Raw genomic sequence first — 24,380 nt, forward strand, 5'->3', positions numbered from 1 at the left:
CAGCCGTGGTAGCCACAAACGGCTACCCGCTCGCGGCCTGTGACCGCACGGGAGAGCCTGATACAGGCTGAGGTGGCATCAGTCCCGTTTTTGCCAAAGCGAACCATTTCGGCGCAGGGGATGAGCTCAATGAGCTGTTCAGCGACTTCGGTTTCCAGCCGGTGAGGAAGGGAGAAGATCGAGCCCAGATTGAGCTGTTCCATTACCGCTTCATTCACATCCGGATCACAATATCCAAGACTGATGGCCAACAGGCCGCTGGCGAAATCAAGATACTCGTTGCCATCTACATCCCAGACATGTGCACCTTTGCCGCGCTCGATAAAGAGTGGGGCGGCGCCATAGGGAAAACAGAGGCGGCTTTTGGAGAAGGTTTGGGAGCCGAGTGGAATGCTCTGTTCCGCCCGAACCGAGAGAGCAAGTGAATGTTGATAACGTGGGGTCATATGTGATTCTCCTTGGCTAGCGAATTAGCCAATCCTTCGTTGCGTTGGTGCCGGGTATTCAGTGTTGCCAACTCCGGCTGCTGCGCCAGCAGGTCGAGGATATCGTCGGTCGTAAAGGTTGGGTTGGCAGGATAGAGAGCCTGATAAATGCGCTCCACCAGCTCAAAATCGGCAGGCTCATCGACAGTCCAGCGCAGGTGGGCCAGCGAAGGCGAGCGCTGCAGTTCGCCGATAGAAAACTGTTCGGAATGACAGCGAACGTAATAGGTGACATGTTCCCGCTCGGTCTGCGTGGCGGCCTTTTCCTGCAAGGTTGCCAGAGTCGCTCCACTCATGATCTCGGCATCCAGCCCATCCGGATAACTGGGATTGCCGCAGTTGCTGCTGTAGTCGAACTTGCCCGAGAGATGGAGGGCTATCAGCTCGTCTATTACCATAGGGTCAGCCAGTGGGCAGTCACCGGTGAGACGTACAACATGGGTCGGACTGTAGGGTTGGGCCGCCAGATAGAAACGCAGCAACACATCGTCAAGAGGACCGCAGAAACAGGGGATATTCAACCTCTCGCACAGCTCGGCAATGGCGCGATCTTCCGACTGATCGCTGGTGGCAACCAACAGTTTATCCAGCAGCTTGCTCTGTTGCAGCCGTTCAATCTGCCTTGCCAGCATGGGTTCGCCCAGCAGTTCCTTTAGTACCTTGTTGGGCAGGCGGGAAGAACTGGTTCTGGCCTGCAGAATACCCAAGATCATCGTGTTCTCCAGAGTCCGGGGTTGATAAGTTCCTGTTCCATAGACGCCAGGTGTGCGATATCGGCCTCGTAGCACTCGTGCTGTACTTGACTGGCCGCAACGATGGCGGTCAGCTCTTGGGCATGACAAACACCGACAACAAAGCGGCTCACCTGTGGTAGGGCTGTCATGATGGAGAGGGCTCTGCCAAGCGGGGCCATCGAGGGATGCCAGTGGTCAAACCGTTCAAGTGCGGTAGCGAAACGCTGAAAATAGTCAGGTCGCTGCGCTGGTTGCATCAATAACAGACCCTGTAAAAAGAGCGAGCGAACATGGATTTCACACCCCATATCTACCAGTTTGTCGAGCCATCCAGTGCGTAAAAAGCGTTGATCGAGCAAATTGGCAGGTAATTGCACCAGTTCCAGAGGATAGCCAGCTGCGCTCCAGGTATCGAGCTCCTCCGGGGAGTAGACGGAGATCCCGAGTTTTCCGATCGCGCCCTGTTGCTGCAAATCGGTGAGTAACTCGAACAAGGCAGGTGAGGCATCTTGGCTACGGTGCAGCAGCAAACCATCGAGCCGTTTTCGCCCCAGCCAATGCAAGCTGTTGTTTAGCGCTGCCTTAACATCGGACAGCGGTAGCCCTGGTGCCAGCTTGTCGATGAGAGTGAAGTCGGTGATATCTCTTTGCCCCAGCCTCTGTTCGGCATTGCCATAGGCCTGCGCCGTATCCAGGGTATCGATACCTGCATGACGAGCCAACGCAATGATCGTGTCGAGTTCCTCATCACTGACTTGTCCGTCGTGATTGCTGATCCCGTAATCCAGACCGAATTGCACCGTGCCCAGAGCTAGTCGCATAGTGCCTGCTCCAGCACATCTACGACCTGTTGCTGCTCTGAGTGTGTCAGAGCCGGGAACAGCGGAAGGGAGATTGCACCCTGATAGTAGGCTTGCGCGCCCGGATAGGCAGCCGGATCATGTCCCAGACCACGGTAGTAGGGCTGGGCTGGGATAGGAATATAGTGAACGTTGGCGCCAATACCGGCAGCACGCAGCCGGGCAAATACCTGATCGCGTTTAGCTACTTGGATGACATAGAGGTGATAACCGCTCTGGCGGTGATTACTCTGCTGCAACGGCTGGACTGGCAAGGGTGATAACAGCGCGTCATATCGCCTGGCAAGGTCACGTCGCTGGGTAATGAACTGATCAAGACGGCTCAACTGACTCAGCCCGAGTGCCGCCTGAATATCGGTCAAGCGATAGTTGAAGCCCAGAAGTTGTTGCTCGTAATACCACTCTCCGGGGGAGGGCATGAGCAGCGCTTGTGGATCTCGAGTGATTCCATGGCTGCGATAGAGTCGCAATTTGTCGGCCAGCACCTGATCCCGAGTGGTGACAGCGCCTCCTTCTGCGGTCGTAATCGGTTTGACCGGATGAAAGCTGAAGACCGTCATATCGCTGTGACGGCAACTACCGATAGGTGACCCCTGATAGTGGGCACCCAGTGCATGGCAGGCATCCTCGATCAGAACGATTCCGAACTGGCGACAGAGCGCACCGATCTCTTCGAGATCGCAGGGCTGTCCGGCCAGATGTACAGCAATCAGCGCTTTTGGAAGGGAGTGGGTGCGCACAGCTTGCTGCAGTTTCTTATCCAGTGCCACTACATCGAGGTTACCGGTAGCAGGGTCAACGTCGACAAAATCAACGTTGGCATTGCAGTAGCGAACGCAGTTCGCCGAGGCAACAAAACTGACCGCAGAAACCCAAACTGTATCTTTGGCGCCAATATCCAGTACTGCGCAGGCCAGATGAAGCGCAGTGGTGCCGTTACTGCAAGCAACCGCATGCGGCACTTGGCAGTAATCGGCCAGTCCTTGCTCGAAGGCAGGAACGGCTTGGCCTTGGGTCAGATATTCAGATTTCAGTACGGCAACGACGGCCTCAATATCGGCATCGCTGATCGATTGGCGGCCATAAGGGATCATTCGGACAGCACCTGCTGGTTCATGCTCTGTAGTTCGGCTATCGACAGAAAGTGCTGATTATTTAGGGAATTGTATTCAAAACCTGGAGCGACCAGCGTGGCCGTTTCACCCAGAGCATTAATGCTGAAATCATTGTTGCAGCTATTGAAGCTGATGCTGGGGGCAATCACGTAGTAGTCGCTGAACTCATAGGTGTGGAAAGAGTCGTCTGCCGGGCACATTACCTCGTGGAGCTTCTCCCCGGGGCGGATCCCGATGATCTCCTGTTTGAGGGCTGGTGCCATGGCCGCCGCCAGATCGGTGATCCTGACCGACGGTATTTTTGGTACGAACAACTCGCCGCCACGCATGCGCTGGAAATTGCTGAGGACAAAATCCACCCCTTGCTGCAAGGTCAACCAGAAGCGGGTCATCTCTGGATGAGTGATGGGAATCGTATTAGCACCGCTCTTGATCAGATTATCAAAGAAGGGAACTACCGAGCCCCGTGAACCGACGACGTTGCCATAACGCACGACCGAGAAGATGGTTGGATTCTTGCCCGCCATATTGTTGGCGGCGATAAAGAGTTTGTCAGAACAGAGCTTGGTGGCGCCGTAAAGGTTGATCGGGTTGGCGGCTTTGTCTGTTGATAGTGCGATAACCTTTTGGACACCATTGTTAAGTGCGGCCTTGATGACGTTCTCGGCCCCCCCAACGTTGGTTTTGATGCACTCCATCGGGTTGTATTCAGCGGCGGGGACTTGCTTGAGCGCCGCGGCATGCACCACGAAATCGACATCGCGCATCGCCATGTCGAGGCGTTCGCCATCGCGAACATCGCCGATAAAGTAGCGCATGCAGGGGTCATTGAAATGCTGCTGCATTTCAAACTGCTTGAGTTCATCACGGGAGTAGACGATCAGTCGTGCCGGTTGGTAGCGGGATAGCACGGTTGCAATAAATTTTTTGCCAAATGATCCGGTGCCACCGGTAACGAGAAGTGTTTTTCCATTAAACATGACGGTGTCCCACAATGAGGTTTGGTATCTATAGAATTTTAAAGCACTTTTTATGCCATTTGCAGACGTATATTGGCAGGTGTGATCTGAATGGCTGTTTTTTGGCTACTTGTCACCACGCATGGTGCTAGCGCTGGCGAGTGTGCGGCATATATCCTCCACCGCATTGAGGGCTCTTGGGGTGAATCGGTGCAGTTCATCGGAGTTGACCAGCATCAGTCGGTGATGTTTAACCGCATCAAGGTTTGGCCACTGCTGCCAGTGACGCAGGGCGTCAGGATCTTGACTCCCGGCCAGGATCAGCGCGGGGTTGGCTCTGATCACCTGTTCCATGTCCACTTGAGGGTAGGGGGTCTTGGCATTCGCCATGACGTTGATCCCGCCGCAGAGCTCGATGGCCTGAGCGGGCCAGGCGTTGCCGCTCACGCTGGTGAGCGGCGGGTACCAGAGCTGGTAGAACACCTTGACGCCGGTTGGTTGGCCATAGCGCTGTTGCAGGGAATGCAGGCGTGCCAGATAGCGATCGGCGGCTTCGTCGGCGCTCTTTTCCACCCTCAGCAATTTGCCGAGAGCCCGCATCTCGGTAGCCAGCGAGGCAAAATCGGTGGGCTCCGAGTAGAAGATCGGGATCCCGAGCTGTTCCAGCGGGGCCAGCATCCGTGACTGGGCCGATCGCCAGCCGAGAATGAGATCCGGCTTTTGTGCCAGCACCGCCTCGACGTTGATGCTGCGATAATTGGCTACTTTGGGCTTAGTTTTGACCTCGGGGGGATAGTCTGAGGCATCGTCGATGGCCACCAGTTTGTCACCGGCGCCGATGTCATAAAGCAGCTCGGTCAGGTGGGGCACCACGCTCACCACCCGGCTCGGGGTCGCCGCCAGAAGCACACCGGGTAACCAGGCAGCCAGCACGCAGGACAGCCAGATAGGCAATCGCAACCATCTAGCCATGAAATAACCCCGCCACCGTGACAACCAGCGCCAGCATCAACCAGCCCCAGCCCATTGCTTGCAGAATATTGAGTACCTTGCGTGGTGACTCGCCATCGGGGTCACCACTGTTGCCAAGTACCGGCCAGCGTTGCAAGGTTCCATGATAGTAGCGAGGGCCACCAAGGCGGCTCTGGCACTTGTCAGCAAGTAGCGTCAGCAGCATCCCCATGGCGGGATAGGGCCAGAGCGCACCATCGCGCAGCAGCTGGGTGGCCTGCTGGAGCCGTGGTAGCAGGAGCGGCAACCCCAGCAGCAGGATGGTAGGGGCATTGAGTCCCTGATAGAGGGCGCTGGCGGCACGGCCAAAGTAGCCAAAGGCGGGGTCTTTGCGACTCCAGCTCTGGTTCATCAGCTGCACCAGCCGCCAGAGCAGGGCGCCCTGTACGCCAGCCAGAGCAAATCCCAGCAGCGGGCCAGCCCATTGGCCGACCAGACGCAGGGCGCAGCTCTCCGTCACCGCTTTGGCGAGCCCCATGGCCGAGAGTTTACCGGTCTCCCGTTTGAGCCAGGGGGCAGCCTGCAATCTTGCCAGCGGCAGGGTCTCCTGGGTGGCGAGCGAGCGGGTGGCATGGGCGAGTTCGCGCAGTGGACGGGATTCGAGCATCAGCAGCAGGAACAGCAGGTCGAAGAGCGGCTCGCTCAGGGCAAGATTGCGCAGCGACCAGAGCCCGGCGGCGCAGGGTACCCATACCACCAGCATCGCCAACATACCAGCTTGTACCTGCTGGCGTGGCGTGCCATCGGCCCTGTGTACCTTGTGCCCCAGCCGGGTCAGCAGGGTCGTGACGGCCGAAAGACGCAGATGGGATGGCCACGGGATCACCGCCTCCAGCAGGGCAGCCCCCACCAGAATGGCCGCCGTCGTCGAGAGGAGGGCGTCGGCCATCAAATCAAGCGAGCCGGTCTCGATCACAGCTTGCCGAGCATCTTGATAATCACTTCGGCGGAGTGTTTACCCGCGACTTCAATAAAGGCGTCGAAGGATTCAACCTGTTCCTTGCCAGCGATATCGGACATGGCGCGCACCACCAGATAGGGCACTTTGAACATGTGGCACACCTGACCGATCGCGGCACCTTCCATCTCGACCGCCAGCATCTGCGGGAAGTCGGCGCGAGCCTTGGCGATGGCGTCCGGTTTGCACATGAACTGATCGCCGGTGCAGATAAGGCCGACCTTGGTCTGGTGCTTGCCCTGCTCGGCAATGCAATCCTGAGCGACCGCGATGAGCTTCTCGTCGCAGGGGAAGGCGGCGGGTTGCTGCGCCATCTGGCCCATCTCGTAACCAAAGGCGGTCACGTCGACATCGTGGAAACGCATCTCGCTGGCGATCACCACATCACCGATATGCAGGTCTTGGGCAAAGCCGCCCGCAGAGCCGGTATTGATGACGCAGTCGGGGGCGAATTTTTCCAGCAGCAGGCTGGTGGCCACGCTGGCGGCGACCTTACCGATACCGGAGCGGGTCAGGATCACCTCTTTGCCTGCCAGCATCCCTTGATAAAACTCGCAGCCGCCCAGTTGCAGGGTGGTGGGGTTACTCATCTGGCTGCGCAGCAGGGCTACTTCTTGCTCCATGGCGCCGATAATACCTACTTTCATTGCTGACCTCGTCTTGATAGCCGTGTGGCTGAATTTAAGTTGCTGTAGATCATAACAAAAGATGGCGTCGGCGCCGAGAGGCGCAAGCGAAAGGAGAGATGAAACGCGGCGCTCCATATGGGAGCGCAGCAGGTGACAAAAAGCATTGATGAGGCAGGGAGAAGGCCTTTAGCCGAGCGCGGTATCGAGGGTCATCATCAGGGCAAAGCCTGCCATCAGGCCGAGGGTGGCATAGGTCTGGTGACCGTTGCGGTGGGTCTCAGGGATCACCTCGTGCGAGACCACAAACAGCATGGCGCCGGCGGCGAGCCCCAGTCCGATGGGATAGGCGATGGCAAGGCCGCTGGAGAGCCCGACCCCGAGCAGGGCGCCAACCGGTTCGAGCAGGCCGCTGGCGATGGCAACCAGCACCGCCACCGAGGGGCGAAAACCGGCAGCGCACATGGCCAGCGCCACCGCCAATCCCTCCGGAATATCCTGCAGTGCGATGGCAGTGGTAAGCGGCAGCCCCACCGACATATCCCCCTGCGAGAAGCTCACCCCGATGGCCATCCCCTCCGGCAGGTTGTGCAGGGCGATGGCAAAGACGAACAGCCAGACCCGGGAGCAGCTCTCATGGCCGGGGCCGCAGGGGCCGGTTTTGTCATGCTCGTGCGGGGTGAACTGATCCAGTCCCAGCATCAACAGTACCCCGAGGGTCATGCCGACCACCACCACGGCGGCGGCGCTAAAGCCGTTGCCGGTGATCCCCTCGGCGGCCTCCAGCCCAGGCAGCAGCAGGGAGAAGGCACTGGCCGCCAGCATCATGCCGGCGGCAAAGCCCAGCATGGTGTCCTCTACCTTTTGCGGCACCGAGCGCAGAAACAGGGCGGGCAGGGCGCCGATGGCGGTGGCGGCAAACCCGGCGGCACCACCGACAAGGCCGTAGCGCACGCCGCTGGTTACCTCGCCGGTAGCGAGCATGATGAGACTCTGCAACAGCAGCAACAAGACGGCAGCCAGCGCGATAAATAGGCCGAGAGCAGTGAGCGGGCGACTTTGCATCTGGCTGCGCAGTTGCTGTGACCAGGATAACGGAGGAAGAGCTGAGAGATGGTCCATGGCATGGCCTCGAGTGTGCAAAGTGGATGGTGGCATTACATCCACTTGGCCGCCCCTTGTCTATGTCTGCAAGGCGATTGCCGCTATCGAAAAATGGCGTCAGGTGAATATGAAGTTTTTTGTGATCCGGCTCCGATTGTTGGTTTTGTTAAGTTGCTTTTAATTTTTAAAGAAAAGTGAGGGCGTGGTCGCTTTGTGCTAGAGTGCGCGCCTTTGCGGAACTCTACCTTCCCGGTGTTCTGCATTTTTTCCCGTCAGGAAGGTCCGGGGATTTGCTCATAGGGACGTGATCGCCACACTCCATTCGCCTGTCAGCAGTAGAGGATCACCCGCCACTATGTTTTACAAGAATCTCTCCATCGGCAAAAAGATTGCCGTGGTTTTTGCGGTCATTGCCGCAGTCAACGTTCTCTTCGGTGTTTTTCTCTCCAGCGAATTGCGCGGTGTGCGTGATCGGGTGCTGAACTTTACCGACTCTACGCTGCCGAGTGTCCTGTCGGTTGAAACCCTGCTCTATGACGTCTCCTATGTCCGTCGTGCCCAGTTCGCCTTGCTGATGGTGAACGATGCCGCTGATCTGCAGGCTCGCCGCAGCCGGATCCAGCAGAATATCCAGAAAGTAGACAACGCATTTCACGCCTATGAGGCGACCGTCGGTGCTGATCATGAGCGTCAGGTGTTTAATCAGGCCAAACAACAGTGGCTCAGTTACCAAGGTGCAGTGAACGAGTTTGATCAACTGCTGGTACAAGGACAACAAGAGCAAGCCAAGGCACAGTTATTTGCCTCGAATGCGGCTTTTGGATCTTTGGAGCGGGCTGTTAATGCTCTGATCGATGTGAACCTCGGTTTTGTGAAGGAAAACCGCAGCAGCTTGCTTGGCAGCGTCAGCATGGTGACCACTTTCGCCATGGTGAGCATTGGTGCTCTGCTGGTGTTCATGGTGGTGATGACCTGGTTCCTGACCCGCCAGATCTGCCTGCCGCTGCAAGCGGTAGTGGCTCAGGCCAACGCCATTGCCGCCGGCGATCTGACTCATCAGCTGGAGCGTCAGCATATCGGCCGCGACGAGCTTGGCATGCTGGCCAAAGCTTCCCTCAAGATGCAGGACAACCTGCGTGGTCTGATTGAAGAGGTGGTGGCTGCGGTTACCCAGTTGGGGGCGGCGATTGACGAAGTGAGTGCGGTTTCCGAACAGTCTGCCAAGGGTATTCAGAGCCAGCAGCAAGAGATTTCGCTGGTGGCGACAGCCATGACCCAGATGAAGGCGACCGTTGCTGATGTGGCGGGCAATACAGAGCACACCTCTGAGTCTGCCAGTGCAGCTAATACCTTGGCCCGCAAAGGCAACCAGGATGTGCAGCGTTCGCTGGTGGCGATCACCCGTGTGGCTGAAGAGATTGAGCAGGCTGGCACGCTGGTGGCCGAACTGGAGCGTGAATCCGCCCAGATTAACGTAGTGGTCGATGTTATTCGCAGCATTGCCGATCAGACCAATCTGTTGGCTCTCAATGCCGCCATTGAGGCAGCCCGTGCCGGTGAACAGGGCCGTGGCTTTGCGGTGGTTGCCGATGAGGTGCGCACCCTGGCGGGCCGCACCCAGGCCTCTACCGGCGAGATCGTCGCCATCATCGAAACCCTGCAGTCTCGCGCCAATCAGGCCAAAGAGGTGACCGGGCTGAGCTGTGACATGATCCGTCAGTGCGTCACCCAAAGCGAGCAGACCGGCACCGGTATCCAGCAGATCGAAGAGGCTGTCGCCCAGATTGCCGATATGGCGATCCAGATTGCCAGCGCCTGTGGTGAGCAGGATGCGGTGTCTGATGAGCTGGGTCGCAATGTTGAGCGGATCAACGAATCCGCCAATGAGGTGGCGCAGGGGGCGGATCATACTGCCCGCGCCTGTCTGGAACTGAGCCAGCTGGCGGTGGGTCTGAAGCAGACTATCGGTCGCTTCCGCCTCGCCTGATAAAAAGGCTGGCGTACGCCGGCCTCTTCATTCAGAAAACTCGGGGGCTTTGCTTGCTCTCACGACACCCGGCCATGTGCCGGGTGTTTTTTTATCTGGCGATGGGGACGAGGCCAGATGGTCGGGGTTCTTCGCAAGGGGATGAAGGTCAGGGCAACAAACAGGGGGCAGATGATTATCCCGGCCTGTGCGCGGTGATATTCAAGAAGGTTGGTTAAGGCGTATTTGCTAACGAGAGAAGGGCGACGAACGGTTTTGGAGATGGGAACCGGGGCGAGCGGTTGGGGTGTGCGCTACGGGGAAGAAGAGCATAAGCAGTTGGTTGGAATGCCCGAACAGGGCATATCGCAGCAATAAAAAAACCGGCTTGCGCCGGTTTTTTTATCTGTCTGCTCGAAGGCTGGCTTATTTAGCCAGAGACTCCGGCAGCTCTTCACGGATCTTGCCGAGCATCTCTTTCAAGACGCGCGGGTTGGCAACCACGATGTTGCCGGAGTTTTCGTAGTTGTGACCACCTACGAAGTCGGTGACGATGGCACCAGCTTCTTTGGCCAGCAGTTCACCGGCAGCGGTGTCCCAGGGCTTGAGGCCGATTTCCCAGAAACCGTCGACACGACCGGCAGCCACGTAGGCCAGATCCAGTGCGGCAGAGCCGGAGCGGCGGATGTCGGCACACTCGATGAACATGCTCTGGAACATCTTCAGGTAGGACTCGATGTGGTGCTTTTGCTTGTAGGGGAAACCTGTGGCCAGTACGGTGCCAGCCAGCTCTTTGGCTTTGCCGACACGGATACGGTAGCCGTTCAGCTGGGCGCCGCTACCACGAGTAGCAGTAAACAGTTCGTCACGGATGGGATCGTAAACAACGGCTTGTTCGGTTTTGCCTTTTACGCGCAGGGCGATGGAAACGGCAAAGTGCGGAATGCCTTTGACAAGGTTGGTCGTGCCATCCAGTGGGTCAATGATCCATTGGTAGTCCGGATTGGTACCGGCAATCTCACCAGACTCTTCAGCAACAATGCTGTGCTCCGGGTAAGATTTTTTGATGGTGTGAATGATGGCCGCTTCGGCTTCACGGTCAACGTTGGTCACGAAGTCATTGCTGCCTTTTTGGATAGCCTCAATGTTCTCAGGCTGGGAGAAGGCTTTTACTACAACTTGACCGGCGTTGCGCGCAGCGCGCACGGCGATATTCAGCATCGGATGCATAGGTTCACCACTGGATGTTAAAGAACGGGGGATAAAAGGACGCGGTATGATACCAGTATTTTGTGCGATGGCAACTGTTATCCCCCTACGACCAATTGATTACCACTGCCAGATTTGACGGCTCCAATATAGACCAGATCTGCGCTAGTCTTATCCCAGCAGCCGGATACAGGCTGTCATGAGCATAGGGATGTGAACCATGAATTTGTCATTAGTGAGTCAGAACGTGTCAGCGGCCAGCGAGGGACTGTTGGCCATCTTGCGGTCATCACCCGAATATGGTGATCACTTTGCCCACATCACCGTGACCCCCCTGGCCCAGTGGCAACCGGCCAAGACGGAGGCGGCGATCCTGCTGATCGACGGCGATGCGCCCTGGCAGGATGCCGGATTTGCCCGGGGAGAGGATGAGACGATCGGTTTGCCGGTCTTGCCGCTGTTGATCCGCAAGGGAGACAAGGAGCTGACGGTCTGCGGGCCGGATGTGCGTGACCCCCGTTTCTATTTTGTCTCAAACGACATCGTGCTGGATGAGTCGGAGCTGGCCGAGCCTGCCTGCAGCCGGGTGCTGTTGCGCAAGCTGGAGTCCTACTTCCCGCTGCTTTCCCGCCTGATCATGCTGCGCCAGCGCAAGCCGGTCGCCGTGATTAACTAATATCAACTATTGCCAGAGAGCACCAGCGGCGCACCGTGGCCTTGTTTGGCCTACGGTGCGCCGCTTTTTAATGGTCTGGAGCCGGTCACTTGTTGCAAGATGAGGCGGCTATGGTGTTGCACCCTGTTCCAACCGTGCAATCTGGCTATGACCAACAAGGAGTGAATCATGATCGACTTTTACACCGCCGCGACCCCCAATGGTTTCAAAGTGGCGATCGCCCTCGAAGAGTTGGGTTTGCCCTATCGGGTCATTCCTCTCGATCTTTCGGCGCTGGATCAGAAGAAGCCCGAGTTTCTTGCCATCAACCCAAATGGCCGTATTCCGGCTATCGTCGATCGGGATAACGACGATTTCGCCGTATTCGAGTCGGGGGCCATCCTCATCTATCTGGCGGAGAAAGCAGGCAAGTTGCTGCCCGCTGATCCCAAACGCCGCTCTCAAGCCATCCAGTGGCTGATGTTCCAGATGGGCGGGGTAGGACCCATGATGGGGCAGGCCAACGTCTTCTACCGCTACTTCCCCGAGAAGATCCCCGCCGCCATCGAACGCTACCAGAAGGAGGGGCGCCGCCTGTTCGAGGTGCTCGACAGCCATCTGGCCCATCACGAATATCTGGCGGACGAGTACAGCATCGCCGACATTGCCACCTGGCCCTGGGTGCGTATTTATGACTGGAGCGGCATCTCCATCGAGGGGTTACCCCATCTACAAGCCTGGATGGATCGGATGGTCGAGAAACCTGCCTGCCAGAAGGGGATCACCATACCGCCACGCAAGGAGCAGCCCGATGAGCTGATCAAGCAGGCGCAGCAGATGGTAACACGTTGATTTTTAACTGCTGACGGGGCGTGCTGCCCCGTAATATTAGAAAAACTAAGGCAAGCCGATTATAAAGATTCGTTCGTTTTCTGTGAGCTGAATCACTATGATGCCCCCATACCACCAAGCGTCCTGTGCGGTGGCTTGGCGGGCTCCCCGCCTACTGTTTCCAACACTGTTTTTGATTGCATCACAGCCTCTGTGATCAGATTCCTCTGGGCCATTTTGTGCCAGAGGGGCGGCAGCATTTTTTCGATTTTTTGGGACTGATATGGATCGGCACAGTTTTTATCCGTTGTTTTTACTGACCATTCTGATGGTCGCTGTGGGCCAGATGACCCAGACCCTTTATGTTCCCTCCATTCCCATGATGGCGGGGGACTTCAATGTGGCCTCGGGCCAGTTGCAGGCGGTGATGGCCTGTTACCTGATCCCCTATGGCCTCTCCCAGTTTGTCTATGGGCCGTTGTCGGATCGTATCGGCCGTCGCCCGGTGCTGATCGTCGGCATGATGGTGTTTCTGGTGGGCACCCTGATCATTCAGGTCATCCCCCATTTTGCCGCCCTGCTAGTGGGTAGCTTTATTCAGGGGCTGGGTACCGGTGCCGGTGGCGCCATGAGCCGTACCGTGATGCGCGATCGCTACAACGGCGCCGAGCTCAACCGCGCCAACAGTCTGGTGAGCATGGGGGTGATCTTCTCCCCTCTGCTGGCCCCGGTGCTGGGTGGCTGGCTGACCGAGCTGTTCAACTGGCGCGCCGGTTACTGGTTCCTGTTCGGTTTTGGTGCCGTAGCCACCCTGGCGATCATGGCCTGGTTTGGCGAGACCCTGCCTGCTGCTGCCCGTCAGCCACTGCGCGTCGGTGCTGCCTATCGCCATGTGCTGGGCAACCCCAAGTTTCAGGGCAACCTGCTCTGCCTGATGGCGACCTTTGCCGGTTTGGCAGTGTTCGAGGCTGCGGCCGGTGTGCTGCTGGGCGATGTGCTGAAACTGAGCGCCCGTACCGTGAGCGTGCTGTTCGTGCTGCCGCTGCCCGGCTATTTGTTCGGGGCCTGGCTCTCTGCCAAGCTGAGCTTCCGTTTGACTCAGGGCAAGCTGATGCGTCTGGGGATCGCCTTTCTGGCGCTCGGCTCACTCATCATTCTGGTGCCGGGGCTGTTCGGGGTGGTGAGTGCCGCCTCGCTGCTTGGTGGTGCGGCTGTCTACTTCATCGGTAGCGGTATTCTCTACCCGACCGCCACTTCCTGTGCCATCGAGCCCTTCCCGGGTCAGGCCGGCACCGCGGGGGCCATTCTCGGCGGGATGCAGAATCTGGGGGCCGGTGTGGTGACCCTGCTAGCGGCCGGTTTCCCGATGACCGGTCAGGTGACCCTGGGGGCCATCATGACACTGATGGTGCTGATCGTGGCGCTGAGCTTTGTCTGGCTGCGTCACCACGGCTCCCCCCACGAGCAGATGGCCATCTAAATTTGCTTGCCAGTTGCAAAACAAAGCCCGCCTGTTTGGCGGGCTTTGTCGTTATGGCAGTGTCCGTTTCACACCTTGTCCCATCGGGTTCTCCATTTATTGGGGGGGAAAGGTGTAAACCATATTCAGGACGGGACAGTTCGTTGATCATCAGGCAAAGAAAAAGCCCGTCACGCTGGTGACGGGCTTTTGCTGTTGGTACCCCGAGATGCCGTTGCCGGTTTGGGCCCTTGAACCGTCGGTTCAAGGCGGGGATCGGATCTGACCGCAGGCTTCTCGGTCGTGCCGAGCATGCGCAATAGCCAGAAGGCAGATCCCCTGTTTGGTATGAATATCGGCTCGGGGACTTGAACCGGCTGACAAACATCCCAGGGAATTTTAAAACGGTTTGCGATTAGGGCTGTTGCCCCTCTTCGCTGGAATCACCATATTGTCCGTGCTCGATCAGGGCCGCTTCGATGGTGCGCTGCAGCATCTTGATCCGCTTGTCCATGGTCTCAGAGTATTGGTGGTTCTTCTCTTTTTCAAGGCAGAGCTCATGACAGAAATTGAGCGCCGCCATGATAGCCAATTGCTCGTTGCTGGAGACTTTGGAGCGTTGACGCAGGTCGATCAACTTGTCGGTCAGCTGCTCGGCGGCCTGGCGCAGGGCATCCTGCTGTCCCAAGGGACAGGATACCTTGTAGGGACGTCCCAAAATGACGATTTCTACGGCCTCTGTGCTCATGCCTTCCTCAATACGGCGGAGCTGATTTCCGCCTTTATCCACGTGGACAACTGGGCGGGACTATATAGCGCAGATGCATAAGTTTCAAGGCCTTGCTGGCTCTGCAAGAGGGAGAATGCTAGGATCCTGACCATTAATTCTGCAAATTTGACTGAACTTTGAGCGGATCCTCGATGAGCAAAACGAACCCCCTTAAATATGCGGCAGTGGCCGACATCATGGAACAGCATGAGCTGATGGCCAGCGCAGTAGAAGCCCATGGTGTGATCTGCGGTCTGGTGTGTGGCGGCGTAGCACTGGACGACAAGAGTTGGCTGCCCCATTTCAACGATCTGGTGAACGACGGTTTCGGCCTGCCGGCCCCGGTGCGCCAGGTGATGACCGATCTTTATCACAATGTGGTCGAGAGCCTGATGGCCCAGAAGGGCGTCGAGCTGCTGCTGCCAAGTGATGATGCCCCCCTTGATGAGCGCATCGATTCGCTGGTGGATTGGTCACAGGCATTTCTGGCCGGTTTCGGCGTGGCGCAGCAGGAGCTCTCCCGCGCATCGGAAGAGCTGCAGGAGATGATCCAGGATATCGCCAGCATCACTCAGGTCTCCGCCGAGTTCGATCAGGAAGATGACGAGAACGAAGCCTCTTTCCTGGTGCTCTACGAACACGTCAAACTGGGTGTCATGATGGCCTTCGAAGAGTTTGGCAAGCGCCCCGATACCCCGAGCGCGCCGCCAACCCTTCATTGAGGTGCGGGTCAACGCGACCCTTACTGAATCTGCAAGAGCGCCTGATGGCGCTCTTTTTTTATTCCCTTGTGGTGGCTAACCCTGTGAGGCGCAACCGGTTTTTTGCCGGTGACCTCGCATTCGGCCAGCGGCTTTGTGATAGCATGAGGCCACCTTTTTCACTTCTTCCTCTCTGCTTATGTCTCAATCTGATGTGCGACAGGTCGATGTCACCCTGGTCGGCGGTGGAATGAGCGGTGCCGTGCTGGCCCTCTCGCTGGCAGCCCTGTTTCGATCCGATGGCTCCCCCCTCGAGATCCTGCTGCTGGAGGCAAGCGTCCCCGAACAGCACACCCATTCAGGGTTCGACGCCCGCGCCATTGCGCTCTCGGCCGGTACCTGTGATGCGCTGTTGCGACGCGGACTCTGGCCGCTGTTTGCCCCCCATTGCGCCCCCATCACCCAGATTCATGTTTCGGATCGGGGCCACTTCGGGCAGGCTCGCCTGTCGGCTGCCGAATACGGCCTGCCCGCGCTGGGCCAAGTGATCGAGCTTGCATCCGCCGGCAAGGAGCTGCAACGGGCGATGGCGGCCTCTCCCAATATCCGGGTCTGTTGTCCGGCCCGGGTGAGCGAGATTGTGCCCGATGAAGAGAAGGTGACCCTCACCCTCGAGAGCGGTGAACAGATTGAGACCCACCTGCTGGTGGCGGCAGACGGCGGCAACTCCTTTGTGCGTCAGCACTTCAAGTTGCCGGTGACCCGCCACGACTTTGAGCAGCACGCCATCATCGCCACGGTCAAAACGGCGCAAGACCCTGAGGGACGCGCCTTCGAGCGTTTTACCGAAGGGGGGCCGCTGGCCCTGCTGCCGATGCAGGAGGGGCTCTCCTCGCTGGTGTGGAGCGTCGGGCAGCATGAGGTGGATGAGCTGACGGCCCTCGATGAGGCGGCGTTTCTTGCCCGTCTGCAGCAGGCCTTTGGCTGGCGGCTTGGTCGCTTCGAGCGATGCGGCGTGCGTCACGTCTATCCGCTCATTCTGACCGCCTGCGATTACCCGCTGGCCCAGCGCACCGTGCTGGTCGGTAATGCCGCCCACGCCCTGCACCCGATTGCCGGACAGGGCTTCAACCTCGGGATGCGGGATCTCGACCTGCTTACCGGCGCCGTAGCCAAGGCGTTGGCAGAGGGGGAGGATATCGGCAGCTTCAAGGTACTGAGTGGCTACTGGCAGCAGCGTCAGCGCGATCAGGAGCAGACCGTCTGGCTCACCTCTTCGCTGGCCCAGCTCTTCTCCAATGGTCACGATCCGCTGGTGGCGGGGCGCAATCTGGCGCTCACCCTGATGGGGCGATTCCCGTGCCTCAAGGCGCCGCTTGCCTCGCGCACCTTGGGCTTTGTCGCCGATGTGTGCGGCAACTAGCCAGCACTTGTTGAGTGGAACCTGTTGACCGGAAGATGGTGACCACCATTCGTTGATCAAAACCTATTGAATAAAGAGGTGATGCCTGCGGGCGTCCCCTCGCTGGCCAGCCGGTCAGCCCTGAAAGGATGAGATGATGCAGATGCAAAATGTGGATGTGGTGATTGTCGGTGGCGGCATGGTGGGGCTGGGGCTCGCTGCGGCCTTGAAACATAGCGCCCTCAAGGTGCTGGTGGTGGAGGGACAACTGCCCGACCCGCAGTTGGGGGAGGTGGCCGATAACCGGGTCAGCGCCCTGAGTCTGGCCAGCCAGCAGATCCTGCGCCATGTTGGCGCCTGGGACGGCATTGAAGCGCGTCGCCTGCAGGCCTACGACAAGATGGCGGTGTGGGAGCAGGACAGCTTCGGCCATATCGACTTCGATGCCGCCAGCCTGCGTCAGGCCAATCTCGGCCACATCGTCGAGAATCGGGTGATCCAGCTGGCACTGCTCGAAGCCATTGAAAGTGCCAGCAATATCCAGCTGCTGACCCCCTCCAGAGCCAAGAGCCTGCAGAGCGGCCCGGCGGGCGCCCTGCTGCTCCTTGAAGATGATCAGGCCATCTCGGCCAAACTGGTGGTAGCCGCCGATGGCGCCCACTCCTGGGTGCGCCGTCAGGCTGATATCCCGCTCACCAGCTGGGATTACGGTCACCACGCGCTGGTGGCGACGGTGCGCTGCGCCGAACCCCATGAAGCTGTTGCTCGCCAGATCTTCACCCCGGATGGCCCGCTCGCCTTTTTGCCGCTGTGGCAGGAGAACCTCTGCTCTATCGTCTGGTCGCTGCCTGCGGCCCGCGCCGAGGCGCTCTGCACCTGCGATGACGAGCAGTTCAATCGCCAGCTTACCGCCGCCTTCGATGCCCGGCTCGGTCTGTGCAAGGTGGAGGGGGCGCGCAGCGCCATTCCCCTCACTGCCCGCTATGCCCGCGACTTTGCTCGCGAGCGGTTGGTGCTGGTGGGGGATGCCGCTCATACCATCCACCCGCTGGCGGGGCAGGGGGTCAACCTTGGCCTGCTGGATGCTGCCACGCTGGCGGAGCAGATCTTGCAAAATCATGCCGCGGGCGAGGATATCGGCCTGCTCGCCAACCTGCGCAGCTACGAGCGCTGGCGCAAGAGCGAAGCGGCTCGCATGCTGGCGGCAATGGAGGGGCTCAAGCGGCTGTTCAGCGGGGCCAACCCGCTCAAGAAGCTGGTGCGGGGCGTGGGATTGCGCGCGGCCAATCTGCTGACGCCCTTCAAGGAGGGGGTGATCCGCGCCGCCATGGGGCTGGAGGGAGAGTTGCCCGCATTGGCCCGTCCTGACTGGGCTGTTGCTGCGACCAAAGGCAGTGCCATGCAGGCCAAGGGTGAAAAAAACTAATATTACTCGCCGTTTTTGACAACAAAAGTAATCCGACAAGGCTGATGACCTGTTTTGGGTGTCAGCCTTTAATTTTGCTCTGGAGCGAAACGTTTTTCTGCAAATTGTGACGAAACGGTAAAAATCAAAATTTAATCTCGCCTGAGTCGGCTTATGGCTGTTTTTATCACTGCATTTATCTTAGTGTCTGGAGTCAGTTTTACGGGAGGGGATTAGTTTTTTTTGAGCGGCACGCTCGCCTGCTTGTCATATAATCCGCTCCGTTCAAGGAATCCCTCTTGCCTGGCAAGGGCAGGAGCGAGCACACACTTTTGGATCCGGTCGCTTTTTGTTGCACGCTGTGCAGTCAGAGCGGTGGCGCGGGTCGCGAGGGTGGTCGCCAAAGCGAAAAGGCTTTTTGCTAAGGAAAGAATGCGATGATCCAGACTACTGTACTGCATCCCAAACACCTGGAAGCCGGCGCCAAGATGGTGGACTTCCACGGTTGGGAAATGCCCATCAACTACGGTTCCCAGCTGGAAGAGCACCACGCGGTGCGCAGCGATGCCGGTATGTTCGATGTCTCCCACATGACCATCGTCGATTTGACCGGCGAACGGGTCAAAGCCTTTCTGCAACACCTGCTGGCCAACGACGTGGCCAAACTCACTGCCCCCGGCAAGGCCCTCTACAGCGGCATGCTCAATCCGGAAGGCGGCGTGATCGATGACCTCATCACCTATTATCTTGGCGATACGTTCTACCGGCTGGTGGTCAACTCCGCTACCCGCGAGAAGGATCTGGCCTGGATCCGCCATCACGCCATCGATTTCGACATCACAGTGACCGAGCGTCCCGAGCTGGCGATGATCGCGGTGCAGGGCCCCAACGCCAAGGTCAAGGCCGCAGCCGTGCTGAGCGCCGCCCAGCGCACTGCCGTAGTGGGGATGAAACCCTTCTTCGGCGTGCAGGCTGGCGATCTCTTTATCGCCACTACCGGCTACACCGGCGAAGATGGTTATGAAATCGTGGTGCCGCAAGAGAAAGCCTGTGAGCTGTGGCAAGCGCTGCTGGATAACGGCGTGGCCCCCTGCGGCCTCGGTGCCCGCGATACCCTGCGCCTCGAAGCGGGGATGAACCTCTATGGTCAGGATATGGACGAGTCAGTCTCTCCGCTGGCCGCCAACATGGCCTGGACCATCGCCTGGGAGCCGAGCGATCGCAACTTTATCGGCCGCGACGTGCTGGAAGCACAGAAAGCGGCGGGCAATCAGCCTAAGCTGGTGGGTCTGGTAATGGAGGAGAAAGGGGTGCTGCGTGCCGGTATGCCCGTTACCTTCACTGCGGCAAACGGTGAGAAGCGGGAAGGTGTGATCACCTCCGGCTCTTTCTCCCCCACCCTGGGCTACAGTATTGCCCTGGCACGGGTGCCCCGTGATATCGGTGAACTGGCCGAGGTGGAGATCCGCAAGAAACTGGTCACCGTGAAGGTCACCAAGCCCGCTTTCGTCCGTAACGGCCAGAAGCTGGTTTAACATCGTCTTGGGGGAGGGCTGTGCCTCCCCCCCATCCCTTTTCATATTCGTTTTTAAACGCGACTCAAAGATCAAAGGAAGCACAAATGAGCCATATCCCGAGCGAACTGAAATATGCCACTTCCCACGAGTGGATCCGTGTTGAAGCCAACGGCGAGGCCGTGGTCGGTATCACCGAGCACGCCCAGGAGCTGCTGGGTGACATGGTGTTTGTCGAGCTGCCGGAAGTGGGCAAGCAGGTCAGTGCCGGTGACGACTGCGCCGTGGCCGAGTCGGTCAAGGCGGCCTCCGATATCTACAGCCCGGTGAGCGGCGAGATCATCGCCGTCAACGAAGAGCTGGAAGGGAGCCCCGAGTTGGTCAACTCCGACCCCTACAGCGCTGGCTGGCTGTTCCGCATCAAGCTCGATGACGAGAGCGAGCTGGCCAACCTGCTGGATGCCGAAGGCTACCATAGCGTGGTGGATGAAGAGTAATGCCCCCGGGCCCTGCCAACACAGCAGGGCCCCTTTGTATGACCGCCAGCCGGGCAAGCACCGGCCGGTGGAAGGGTGAAGTCGCCCGCGCTTGCCGTTTGCCAGCCTAGGTGCCTAGGGGGCAAACAGGCCGGTTCGCAACAAGGCGACCCCCTCTTGATGCTGCCGCAGCATCCGGTGCCGCACCCTGTCTGCGGGACCCAGAACATGAGTGGAGTCGGTATCAGCCGACGATCAGGAACATCAGGTCTTGGTTATCAGGATGTCATGCCAGGACTTATTTATCAGGAAATAGGGAAATGACCCAGTCACTGTTTGAACTCGAACAAAAACACGATTTTGTCCGCCGCCATATCGGCCCGGGCGAGGAAGAGCTGCGCCAGCTGCTGGCGACCGTCGGGGCCGAAAGCCTAGACGATCTGATTGCCCAGACCGTGCCCGCCGCCATTCGCCTGCCGGGCCCGCTCGGCATCGGTGCCGGCATGACCGAAGTGGAGGCGCTGGCCAAGCTCAGGGGCTATGCCGCCCAGAACAAGATTGCCAAGAGCTATATCGGCATGGGTTATCACGATACCCATGTACCCCACGTCATTTTGCGCAACGTGCTGGAAAACCCGGGCTGGTATACCGCCTACACCCCGTACCAACCCGAGCTGGCGCAGGGCCGTCTCGAAGCCCTGCTCAACTTCCAGCAGCTGACACTGGATCTGACCGGCATGGATCTGGCCAGTGCCTCCCTGTTGGATGAAGCGACCGCCGCCGCCGAGGCGATGGCGCTGGCCAAGCGGATGGCCAAGTCCAAATCCAACCTCTTCTTCGTGGCCGACGACGTGCACCCGCAGGTGATCGACGTGGTCAAGGAGCGCGCGGTTCACTTCGGTTTCGACGTGGCGGTCGGCGCCGCGAGCGACGCGGTGAGCGAAGAGGTGTTCGGTGCCTTGTTCCAGTACCCCACCACCACCGGTGAGGTGAAAGATCTGCGCGCTCTGATTGCCGCGGTACAGGCCCAGAAAGGGCTGGCCTGCGTCAGCGCCGATCTGCTCTCCCTGCTGCTGCTCAAGTCCCCGGGCGAGCTGGGCGCCGACGTGGTGTTGGGCTCCGCCCAGCGCTTTGGCGTGCCCATGGGCTACGGTGGTCCCCATGCCGCCTTCTTCGCCACCCGCGATGCCTACAAGCGCTCCATGCCGGGTCGCATTATCGGTGTCTCCAAGGATGCCCGCGGCAAGGCAGCGCTGCGTATGGCGATGCAGACCCGCGAGCAGCATATCCGCCGTGAGAAGGCCAACTCCAACATCTGTACCGCACAAGTGCTGCTGGCCAACATGGCAAGCTTCTACGCCGTCTACCACGGCCCGGTGGGACTGAAAACCATCGCCTCCCGCGTGCACCGTCTCACCACCATTCTGGCGCTCGGCCTCAAGGCCAAGGGCGTGGCCCTCAAGCATGCCAGCTGGTTCGATACCCTGACCGTGCAGACTGCCGACAAAGCGGCGCTGATTGCCAAAGCCGAGGGGCTCGGCATCAACCTGCGTGCGGATCTCGACGGCGCGGTAGGGGTGTCACTCTCTGAGACCACCACCCGTGGCGATGTGGCGGAGCTGTTCGATCTCTTCCTCGGTCAAGGCCATGGCTTGGATATCGAGGCACTCGACAAGGCGGCCCAGGCCCATCACGCCATCCCGCAGGATCTGCTGCGCACTGACGCCGTGCTGACCCACGAGGTGTTCAACAAGTACCACTCCGAAACCGAGATGCTGCGTTATATCCACCGTCTCGAAGCGAAAGATCTGGCGCTCAACTACGCCATGATCTCCTTGGGCTCCTGCACCATGAAGCTCAACGCTACCGCCGAGATGATCCCGGTGACCTGGCCCGAGTTCGGCAAGTTGCACCCGTTCGCTCCGCTGGCGCAGGCCAAGGGTTACCAGCTGCTGCTGGCCGACCTCGAAAACTGGCTGGTGAAGGTGACCGGTTACGATGCGGTCTGTATGCAGCCCAACTCCGGGGCTCAGGGTGAGTACGCTGGTCTCTTGGCAATCAAAAAGTACCACGAATCCCGCGGCGAGGGGCATCGCGACATCTGCCTGATCCCGGCTTCTGCCCACGGCACCAACCCGGCCTCTGCCCAGATGGCGGGGCTCAAGGTGATCGTCACCGCCTGTGACAAGTCCGGCAACGTGGATCTCGACGACCTGCGGGCCAAGGCGGCCGAGGCGGGGGATCAACTCTCCTGTCTGATGGTGACCTACCCCTCCACCCACGGGGTGTATGAGGAGACCATCAAGGAGGTGTGCGACATCGTTCACCAGCACGGTGGTCAGGTCTATCTGGACGGTGCCAATATGAACGCGCAAGTCGGGTTGACGGCGCCGGGCTTTATCGGGGCGGACGTCTCTCACCTCAACCTGCACAAGACCTTCGCCATTCCTCACGGTGGTGGCGGCCCGGGCATGGGCCCCATCGGCGTGAAGAAGCATCTGGCACCGTTCGTGGCTGGCCACGCCGTGGTCAAGACCGACAAGGAGAGCCGTGACAACGGCGCCGTGTCGGCGGCACCGTTCGGCTCGGCCAGCATCCTGCCCATCAGCTGGATGTATATCGCCATGCTGGGTGACGAGGGGCTGAAGAAATCCACTCAGGTGGCCATCCTCAACGCCAACTATCTGGCCAAGAAGCTGGGGGAATCCTTCCCGGTGCTCTACTCCGGCCGTAACGGTCGGGTGGCACACGAGTGCATCCTGGATATCCGTCCGCTCAAAGAGGCTTCTGGCATCAGCGAGATGGACGTAGCCAAGCGGTTGATGGACTACGGCTTCCACGCGCCGACCATGAGCTTCCCGGTAGCGGGTACCCTGATGGTCGAGCCGACCGAGTCGGAATCCAAGCGCGAGCTGGATCGCTTCGTCGAGGCGATGACTTCCATCCGCGCCGAGATTACCAAGGTGCAGGAGGGGCAGTGGAGCCTCGCCGACAACCCGCTGGTCCATGCGCCGCACACTCAGGATGACGTGATGGATGCAGAGTGGTCCCGTGGCTACAGCCGCGCCGAGGCGGTCTTCCCGTCCGACGCCGTGCGCGCCAGCAAGCTGTGGCCATCTGTGAACCGCATCGACGACGTCTACGGCGATCGCAACCTGTTCTGCTCTTGTATCCCGACTGAGGATTACGCCAAGTAAGTGGCGTTTATGATCACGGCCATTTAAGTTGGAAACCGTGACATTGAAGTTGGAAACCGACCATTCAAGTTGGAAACTCAAAGGCCCTGCAACAGCAGGGCCTTTTTATTTTGTGCGGTGAATATCTGTAATTAAATTACAAAAATGATCTCAGTTGGATCTTTCAGGCAGGTCAGGGTCTACCTCTTGTCAATGGCACACATAAAAGCATCATTCCTATTGATGCAAAAATAATGGGCGTTGATATTGACTCAGTAGTGTCATATGCGACACACTGTAACTGCATCATTAACGATGAAGAGATTTTTGTGAAGCTGAACCAAATTGCCACCATCAGTGCTGGGCACCCCTATCGCGGTAAGATTCCGGAGATCGATTCCGGCTGCCTGGCTGTGGTGCAGATGAGAGACGCCTCGCCAGAAGTAGGAGTTGACTGGCCTGCCTGCCTTCGCTCCGAGCCTACCAGCAAGAAAGAGCCTGATTGGTTGCAAACCGGCGATATCTTGGTGGCGGCCCGTGGCAGCACTAACTATGCCGTGCTGGTTGATACCGGGCTTGCACCATTGCCCGCCGTAGCCGCCCCTCACTTCTATGTGGTGCGGTTGCATAGCGAGGCGCTCAGTCCCGAATTTCTGGCCTGGCAGCTCAATCAGTCCCCTTGCCAGCGCTACTTCGAGCTTCACGCCGAAGGCAGCGCTGCCAAAAGTATTCGTCGTCAGGTGTTGGCGGAGACCCCCATCGGCATCCCATCTCTTGCGAGACAAGTAGCCATCATGAAGATGGTCAACATCCTGCGTGAAGAGCGACGTCTGACGCAACAACTGCAACGCAACGGCGAGCAGATGATGCAGGCCATCGCTGCCAGCCTGCTCGAACAATCCGATCAGCAACCGAAATAGTTTCGCTGAGCAGCCCATTTTTCCAAGAAATACCCAAGGAATTGT

General features: G+C 58.8%; 23 protein-coding genes and 1 other RNA gene. 11 read left to right on the forward strand and 13 right to left on the reverse strand.

Features of this window, described 5'->3' with window-relative positions; all coding sequences use genetic code 11:
• The 9 genes from L972_RS19325 to L972_RS19365 all read right to left on the reverse strand — a co-directional run.
• On the reverse strand, nt 1-446 hold a 446-nt coding region (locus tag L972_RS19325; RefSeq protein ID WP_047440398.1), incomplete at its 3' end, for an aminotransferase class III-fold pyridoxal phosphate-dependent enzyme.
• On the reverse strand, nt 443-1,198 hold the full coding sequence (locus L972_RS19330) for a cytidylyltransferase domain-containing protein (RefSeq protein WP_052200103.1): 756 nt from the start codon (nt 1,196-1,198) through the stop codon (nt 443-445). The genes L972_RS19330 and L972_RS19325, both read right to left, overlap by 4 nt.
• A complete protein-coding gene (locus L972_RS19335; RefSeq protein ID WP_047440400.1) occupies nt 1,195-2,040 on the reverse strand; it encodes an aldo/keto reductase in 846 nt (281 codons plus the stop codon). The genes L972_RS19330 and L972_RS19335 overlap by 4 nt, the downstream gene beginning before the upstream one ends.
• Complete coding sequence (gene pseC, locus L972_RS19340; protein WP_047440401.1) at nt 2,031-3,173, reverse strand: UDP-4-amino-4,6-dideoxy-N-acetyl-beta-L-altrosamine transaminase; 1,143 nt, start codon at nt 3,171-3,173, stop codon at nt 2,031-2,033. Before pseC ends, L972_RS19335 begins: the two co-directional genes overlap by 10 nt.
• A complete protein-coding gene (pseB, locus tag L972_RS19345) occupies nt 3,170-4,174 on the reverse strand; it encodes a UDP-N-acetylglucosamine 4,6-dehydratase (inverting) (protein WP_047440403.1) in 1,005 nt (334 codons plus the stop codon). Before pseB ends, pseC begins: the two co-directional genes overlap by 4 nt.
• Before the next feature lie 105 nt (nt 4,175-4,279).
• Entirely contained in the window at nt 4,280-5,125 is an 846-nt protein-coding gene (locus L972_RS19350) for a cobalamin-binding protein (protein WP_047440405.1), read from the reverse strand.
• Nucleotides 5,118-6,080 carry a cobalamin biosynthesis protein CobD/CbiB gene (locus tag L972_RS19355; protein WP_047440407.1) on the reverse strand — a complete coding sequence of 321 codons (963 nt, stop codon included), beginning with the start codon at nt 6,078-6,080 and terminating at the stop codon, nt 5,118-5,120. Before L972_RS19355 ends, L972_RS19350 begins: the two co-directional genes overlap by 8 nt.
• Complete coding sequence (mtnN, locus tag L972_RS19360) at nt 6,077-6,769, reverse strand: 5'-methylthioadenosine/S-adenosylhomocysteine nucleosidase (RefSeq protein WP_040067225.1); 693 nt, start codon at nt 6,767-6,769, stop codon at nt 6,077-6,079. The genes L972_RS19355 and mtnN overlap by 4 nt, the downstream gene beginning before the upstream one ends.
• Nucleotides 6,770-6,937: 168 nt before the next feature.
• Complete coding sequence (locus L972_RS19365) at nt 6,938-7,870, reverse strand: ZIP family metal transporter (RefSeq protein ID WP_047440409.1); 933 nt, start codon at nt 7,868-7,870, stop codon at nt 6,938-6,940.
• Between the two features lie 337 nt (nt 7,871-8,207).
• Here L972_RS19365 and L972_RS19370 point away from each other — a divergent pair, with 337 nt between their 5' ends.
• Entirely contained in the window at nt 8,208-9,839 is a 1,632-nt protein-coding gene (locus L972_RS19370; RefSeq protein ID WP_047440410.1) for a methyl-accepting chemotaxis protein, read from the forward strand.
• A gap of 405 nt (nt 9,840-10,244) precedes the next feature.
• Here the strand turns inward: L972_RS19370 and suhB are convergent, their stop codons facing one another.
• Nucleotides 10,245-11,048, reverse strand: coding sequence for an inositol-1-monophosphatase (gene suhB, locus L972_RS19375; RefSeq protein ID WP_005352992.1), 804 nt, complete (start codon nt 11,046-11,048; stop codon nt 10,245-10,247).
• 199 nt (nt 11,049-11,247) lie between these two features.
• Between suhB and L972_RS19380 the strand changes: the two genes are divergently transcribed.
• The 3 genes from L972_RS19380 (at nt 11,248) to emrD (ending at nt 13,993) form a co-directional block, all read left to right on the forward strand.
• The gene (locus tag L972_RS19380; protein ID WP_047440412.1) at nt 11,248-11,703 is read left to right on the forward strand and encodes a hypothetical protein; all 456 of its coding nucleotides are present in this window, start codon (nt 11,248-11,250) and stop codon (nt 11,701-11,703) included.
• A 168-nt stretch (nt 11,704-11,871) separates the two neighbouring features.
• Nucleotides 11,872-12,534, forward strand: coding sequence for a glutathione S-transferase family protein (locus L972_RS19385; RefSeq protein ID WP_047440414.1), 663 nt, complete (start codon nt 11,872-11,874; stop codon nt 12,532-12,534).
• Nucleotides 12,535-12,796: 262 nt separating this feature from the next.
• Nucleotides 12,797-13,993, forward strand: coding sequence for a multidrug efflux MFS transporter EmrD (emrD, locus tag L972_RS19390; RefSeq protein WP_047440416.1), 1,197 nt, complete (start codon nt 12,797-12,799; stop codon nt 13,991-13,993).
• A gap of 196 nt (nt 13,994-14,189) precedes the next feature.
• Here the strand turns inward: emrD and ssrS are convergent.
• Both ssrS and zapA read right to left on the reverse strand, forming a co-directional pair.
• A non-coding RNA gene (gene ssrS / locus L972_RS21180) (6S RNA) lies at nt 14,190-14,371 on the reverse strand.
• 16 nt (nt 14,372-14,387) lie between these two features.
• Nucleotides 14,388-14,720, reverse strand: a complete 333-nt coding sequence (gene zapA / locus L972_RS19395; protein ID WP_005333910.1) for a cell division protein ZapA — start codon at nt 14,718-14,720, stop codon at nt 14,388-14,390.
• A 173-nt stretch (nt 14,721-14,893) separates the two neighbouring features.
• Here zapA and L972_RS19400 point away from each other — a divergent pair, with 173 nt between their 5' ends.
• The 3 genes from L972_RS19400 (at nt 14,894) to L972_RS19410 (ending at nt 18,270) form a co-directional block, all read left to right on the forward strand.
• Nucleotides 14,894-15,463, forward strand: a complete 570-nt coding sequence (locus L972_RS19400) for a UPF0149 family protein (RefSeq protein ID WP_047440418.1) — start codon at nt 14,894-14,896, stop codon at nt 15,461-15,463.
• A 178-nt stretch (nt 15,464-15,641) separates the two neighbouring features.
• Nucleotides 15,642-16,865, forward strand: a complete 1,224-nt coding sequence (gene ubiH / locus L972_RS19405) for a 2-octaprenyl-6-methoxyphenyl hydroxylase (protein ID WP_047440420.1) — start codon at nt 15,642-15,644, stop codon at nt 16,863-16,865.
• A gap of 136 nt (nt 16,866-17,001) precedes the next feature.
• A complete protein-coding gene (locus L972_RS19410) occupies nt 17,002-18,270 on the forward strand; it encodes an FAD-dependent 2-octaprenylphenol hydroxylase (protein ID WP_047440423.1) in 1,269 nt (422 codons plus the stop codon).
• A 212-nt stretch (nt 18,271-18,482) separates the two neighbouring features.
• Here the strand turns inward: L972_RS19410 and L972_RS19415 are convergent, their stop codons facing one another.
• Nucleotides 18,483-18,710, reverse strand: a complete 228-nt coding sequence (locus L972_RS19415; protein ID WP_047440425.1) for a hypothetical protein — start codon at nt 18,708-18,710, stop codon at nt 18,483-18,485.
• Here L972_RS19415 and gcvT point away from each other — a divergent pair.
• The 4 genes from gcvT (at nt 18,687) to L972_RS19435 (ending at nt 24,335) form a co-directional block, all read left to right on the forward strand.
• A complete protein-coding gene (gene gcvT, locus L972_RS19420) occupies nt 18,687-19,784 on the forward strand; it encodes a glycine cleavage system aminomethyltransferase GcvT (protein ID WP_047440426.1) in 1,098 nt (365 codons plus the stop codon). The genes L972_RS19415 and gcvT overlap by 24 nt on opposite strands.
• An 86-nt stretch (nt 19,785-19,870) precedes the next feature.
• The gene (gene gcvH / locus L972_RS19425) at nt 19,871-20,260 is read left to right on the forward strand and encodes a glycine cleavage system protein GcvH (RefSeq protein ID WP_047440428.1); all 390 of its coding nucleotides are present in this window, start codon (nt 19,871-19,873) and stop codon (nt 20,258-20,260) included.
• Between the two features lie 299 nt (nt 20,261-20,559).
• Nucleotides 20,560-23,436, forward strand: coding sequence for an aminomethyl-transferring glycine dehydrogenase (gene gcvP, locus L972_RS19430; protein ID WP_047440430.1), 2,877 nt, complete (start codon nt 20,560-20,562; stop codon nt 23,434-23,436).
• 308 nt (nt 23,437-23,744) lie between these two features.
• Nucleotides 23,745-24,335, forward strand: a complete 591-nt coding sequence (locus L972_RS19435; RefSeq protein WP_047440432.1) for a restriction endonuclease subunit S — start codon at nt 23,745-23,747, stop codon at nt 24,333-24,335.
• The last annotated feature ends 45 nt before the right edge of the window (nt 24,336-24,380 follow it).

Source organism: Aeromonas sp. ZOR0001, assembly GCF_000801015.1.
GTDB classification, from domain to species: Bacteria; Pseudomonadota; Gammaproteobacteria; order Enterobacterales; family Aeromonadaceae; genus Aeromonas; species Aeromonas veronii.

Excerpts from the sequence above, each read along its gene's own strand:
- L972_RS19365 (WP_047440409.1), bottom strand. The coding sequence starts at position 7,870 with ATGGACCATCTCTCAGCTCTTCCTCCGTTATCCTGGTCACAGCAACTG.
- ubiH (WP_047440420.1), top strand. The coding sequence starts at position 15,642 with ATGTCTCAATCTGATGTGCGACAGGTCGATGTCACCCTGGTCGGCGGT.
- L972_RS19385 (WP_047440414.1), top strand. The coding sequence starts at position 11,872 with ATGATCGACTTTTACACCGCCGCGACCCCCAATGGTTTCAAAGTGGCG.
- L972_RS19330 (WP_052200103.1), bottom strand. The coding sequence starts at position 1,198 with ATGATCTTGGGTATTCTGCAGGCCAGAACCAGTTCTTCCCGCCTGCCC.
- L972_RS19400 (WP_047440418.1), top strand. The coding sequence starts at position 14,894 with ATGAGCAAAACGAACCCCCTTAAATATGCGGCAGTGGCCGACATCATG.
- mtnN (WP_040067225.1), bottom strand. The coding sequence starts at position 6,769 with ATGAAAGTAGGTATTATCGGCGCCATGGAGCAAGAAGTAGCCCTGCTG.
- L972_RS19370 (WP_047440410.1), top strand. The coding sequence starts at position 8,208 with ATGTTTTACAAGAATCTCTCCATCGGCAAAAAGATTGCCGTGGTTTTT.
- L972_RS19415 (WP_047440425.1), bottom strand. The coding sequence starts at position 18,710 with ATGCAGTACAGTAGTCTGGATCATCGCATTCTTTCCTTAGCAAAAAGC.
- pseC (WP_047440401.1), bottom strand. The coding sequence starts at position 3,173 with ATGATCCCTTATGGCCGCCAATCGATCAGCGATGCCGATATTGAGGCC.
- pseB (WP_047440403.1), bottom strand. The coding sequence starts at position 4,174 with ATGTTTAATGGAAAAACACTTCTCGTTACCGGTGGCACCGGATCATTT.
- L972_RS19410 (WP_047440423.1), top strand. The coding sequence starts at position 17,002 with ATGCAGATGCAAAATGTGGATGTGGTGATTGTCGGTGGCGGCATGGTG.
- zapA (WP_005333910.1), bottom strand. The coding sequence starts at position 14,720 with ATGAGCACAGAGGCCGTAGAAATCGTCATTTTGGGACGTCCCTACAAG.
- emrD (WP_047440416.1), top strand. The coding sequence starts at position 12,797 with ATGGATCGGCACAGTTTTTATCCGTTGTTTTTACTGACCATTCTGATG.
- gcvP (WP_047440430.1), top strand. The coding sequence starts at position 20,560 with ATGACCCAGTCACTGTTTGAACTCGAACAAAAACACGATTTTGTCCGC.
- suhB (WP_005352992.1), bottom strand. The coding sequence starts at position 11,048 with ATGCATCCGATGCTGAATATCGCCGTGCGCGCTGCGCGCAACGCCGGT.
- gcvH (WP_047440428.1), top strand. The coding sequence starts at position 19,871 with ATGAGCCATATCCCGAGCGAACTGAAATATGCCACTTCCCACGAGTGG.
- L972_RS19350 (WP_047440405.1), bottom strand. The coding sequence starts at position 5,125 with ATGGCTAGATGGTTGCGATTGCCTATCTGGCTGTCCTGCGTGCTGGCT.
- L972_RS19335 (WP_047440400.1), bottom strand. The coding sequence starts at position 2,040 with ATGCGACTAGCTCTGGGCACGGTGCAATTCGGTCTGGATTACGGGATC.
- L972_RS19380 (WP_047440412.1), top strand. The coding sequence starts at position 11,248 with ATGAATTTGTCATTAGTGAGTCAGAACGTGTCAGCGGCCAGCGAGGGA.
- gcvT (WP_047440426.1), top strand. The coding sequence starts at position 18,687 with ATGATCCAGACTACTGTACTGCATCCCAAACACCTGGAAGCCGGCGCC.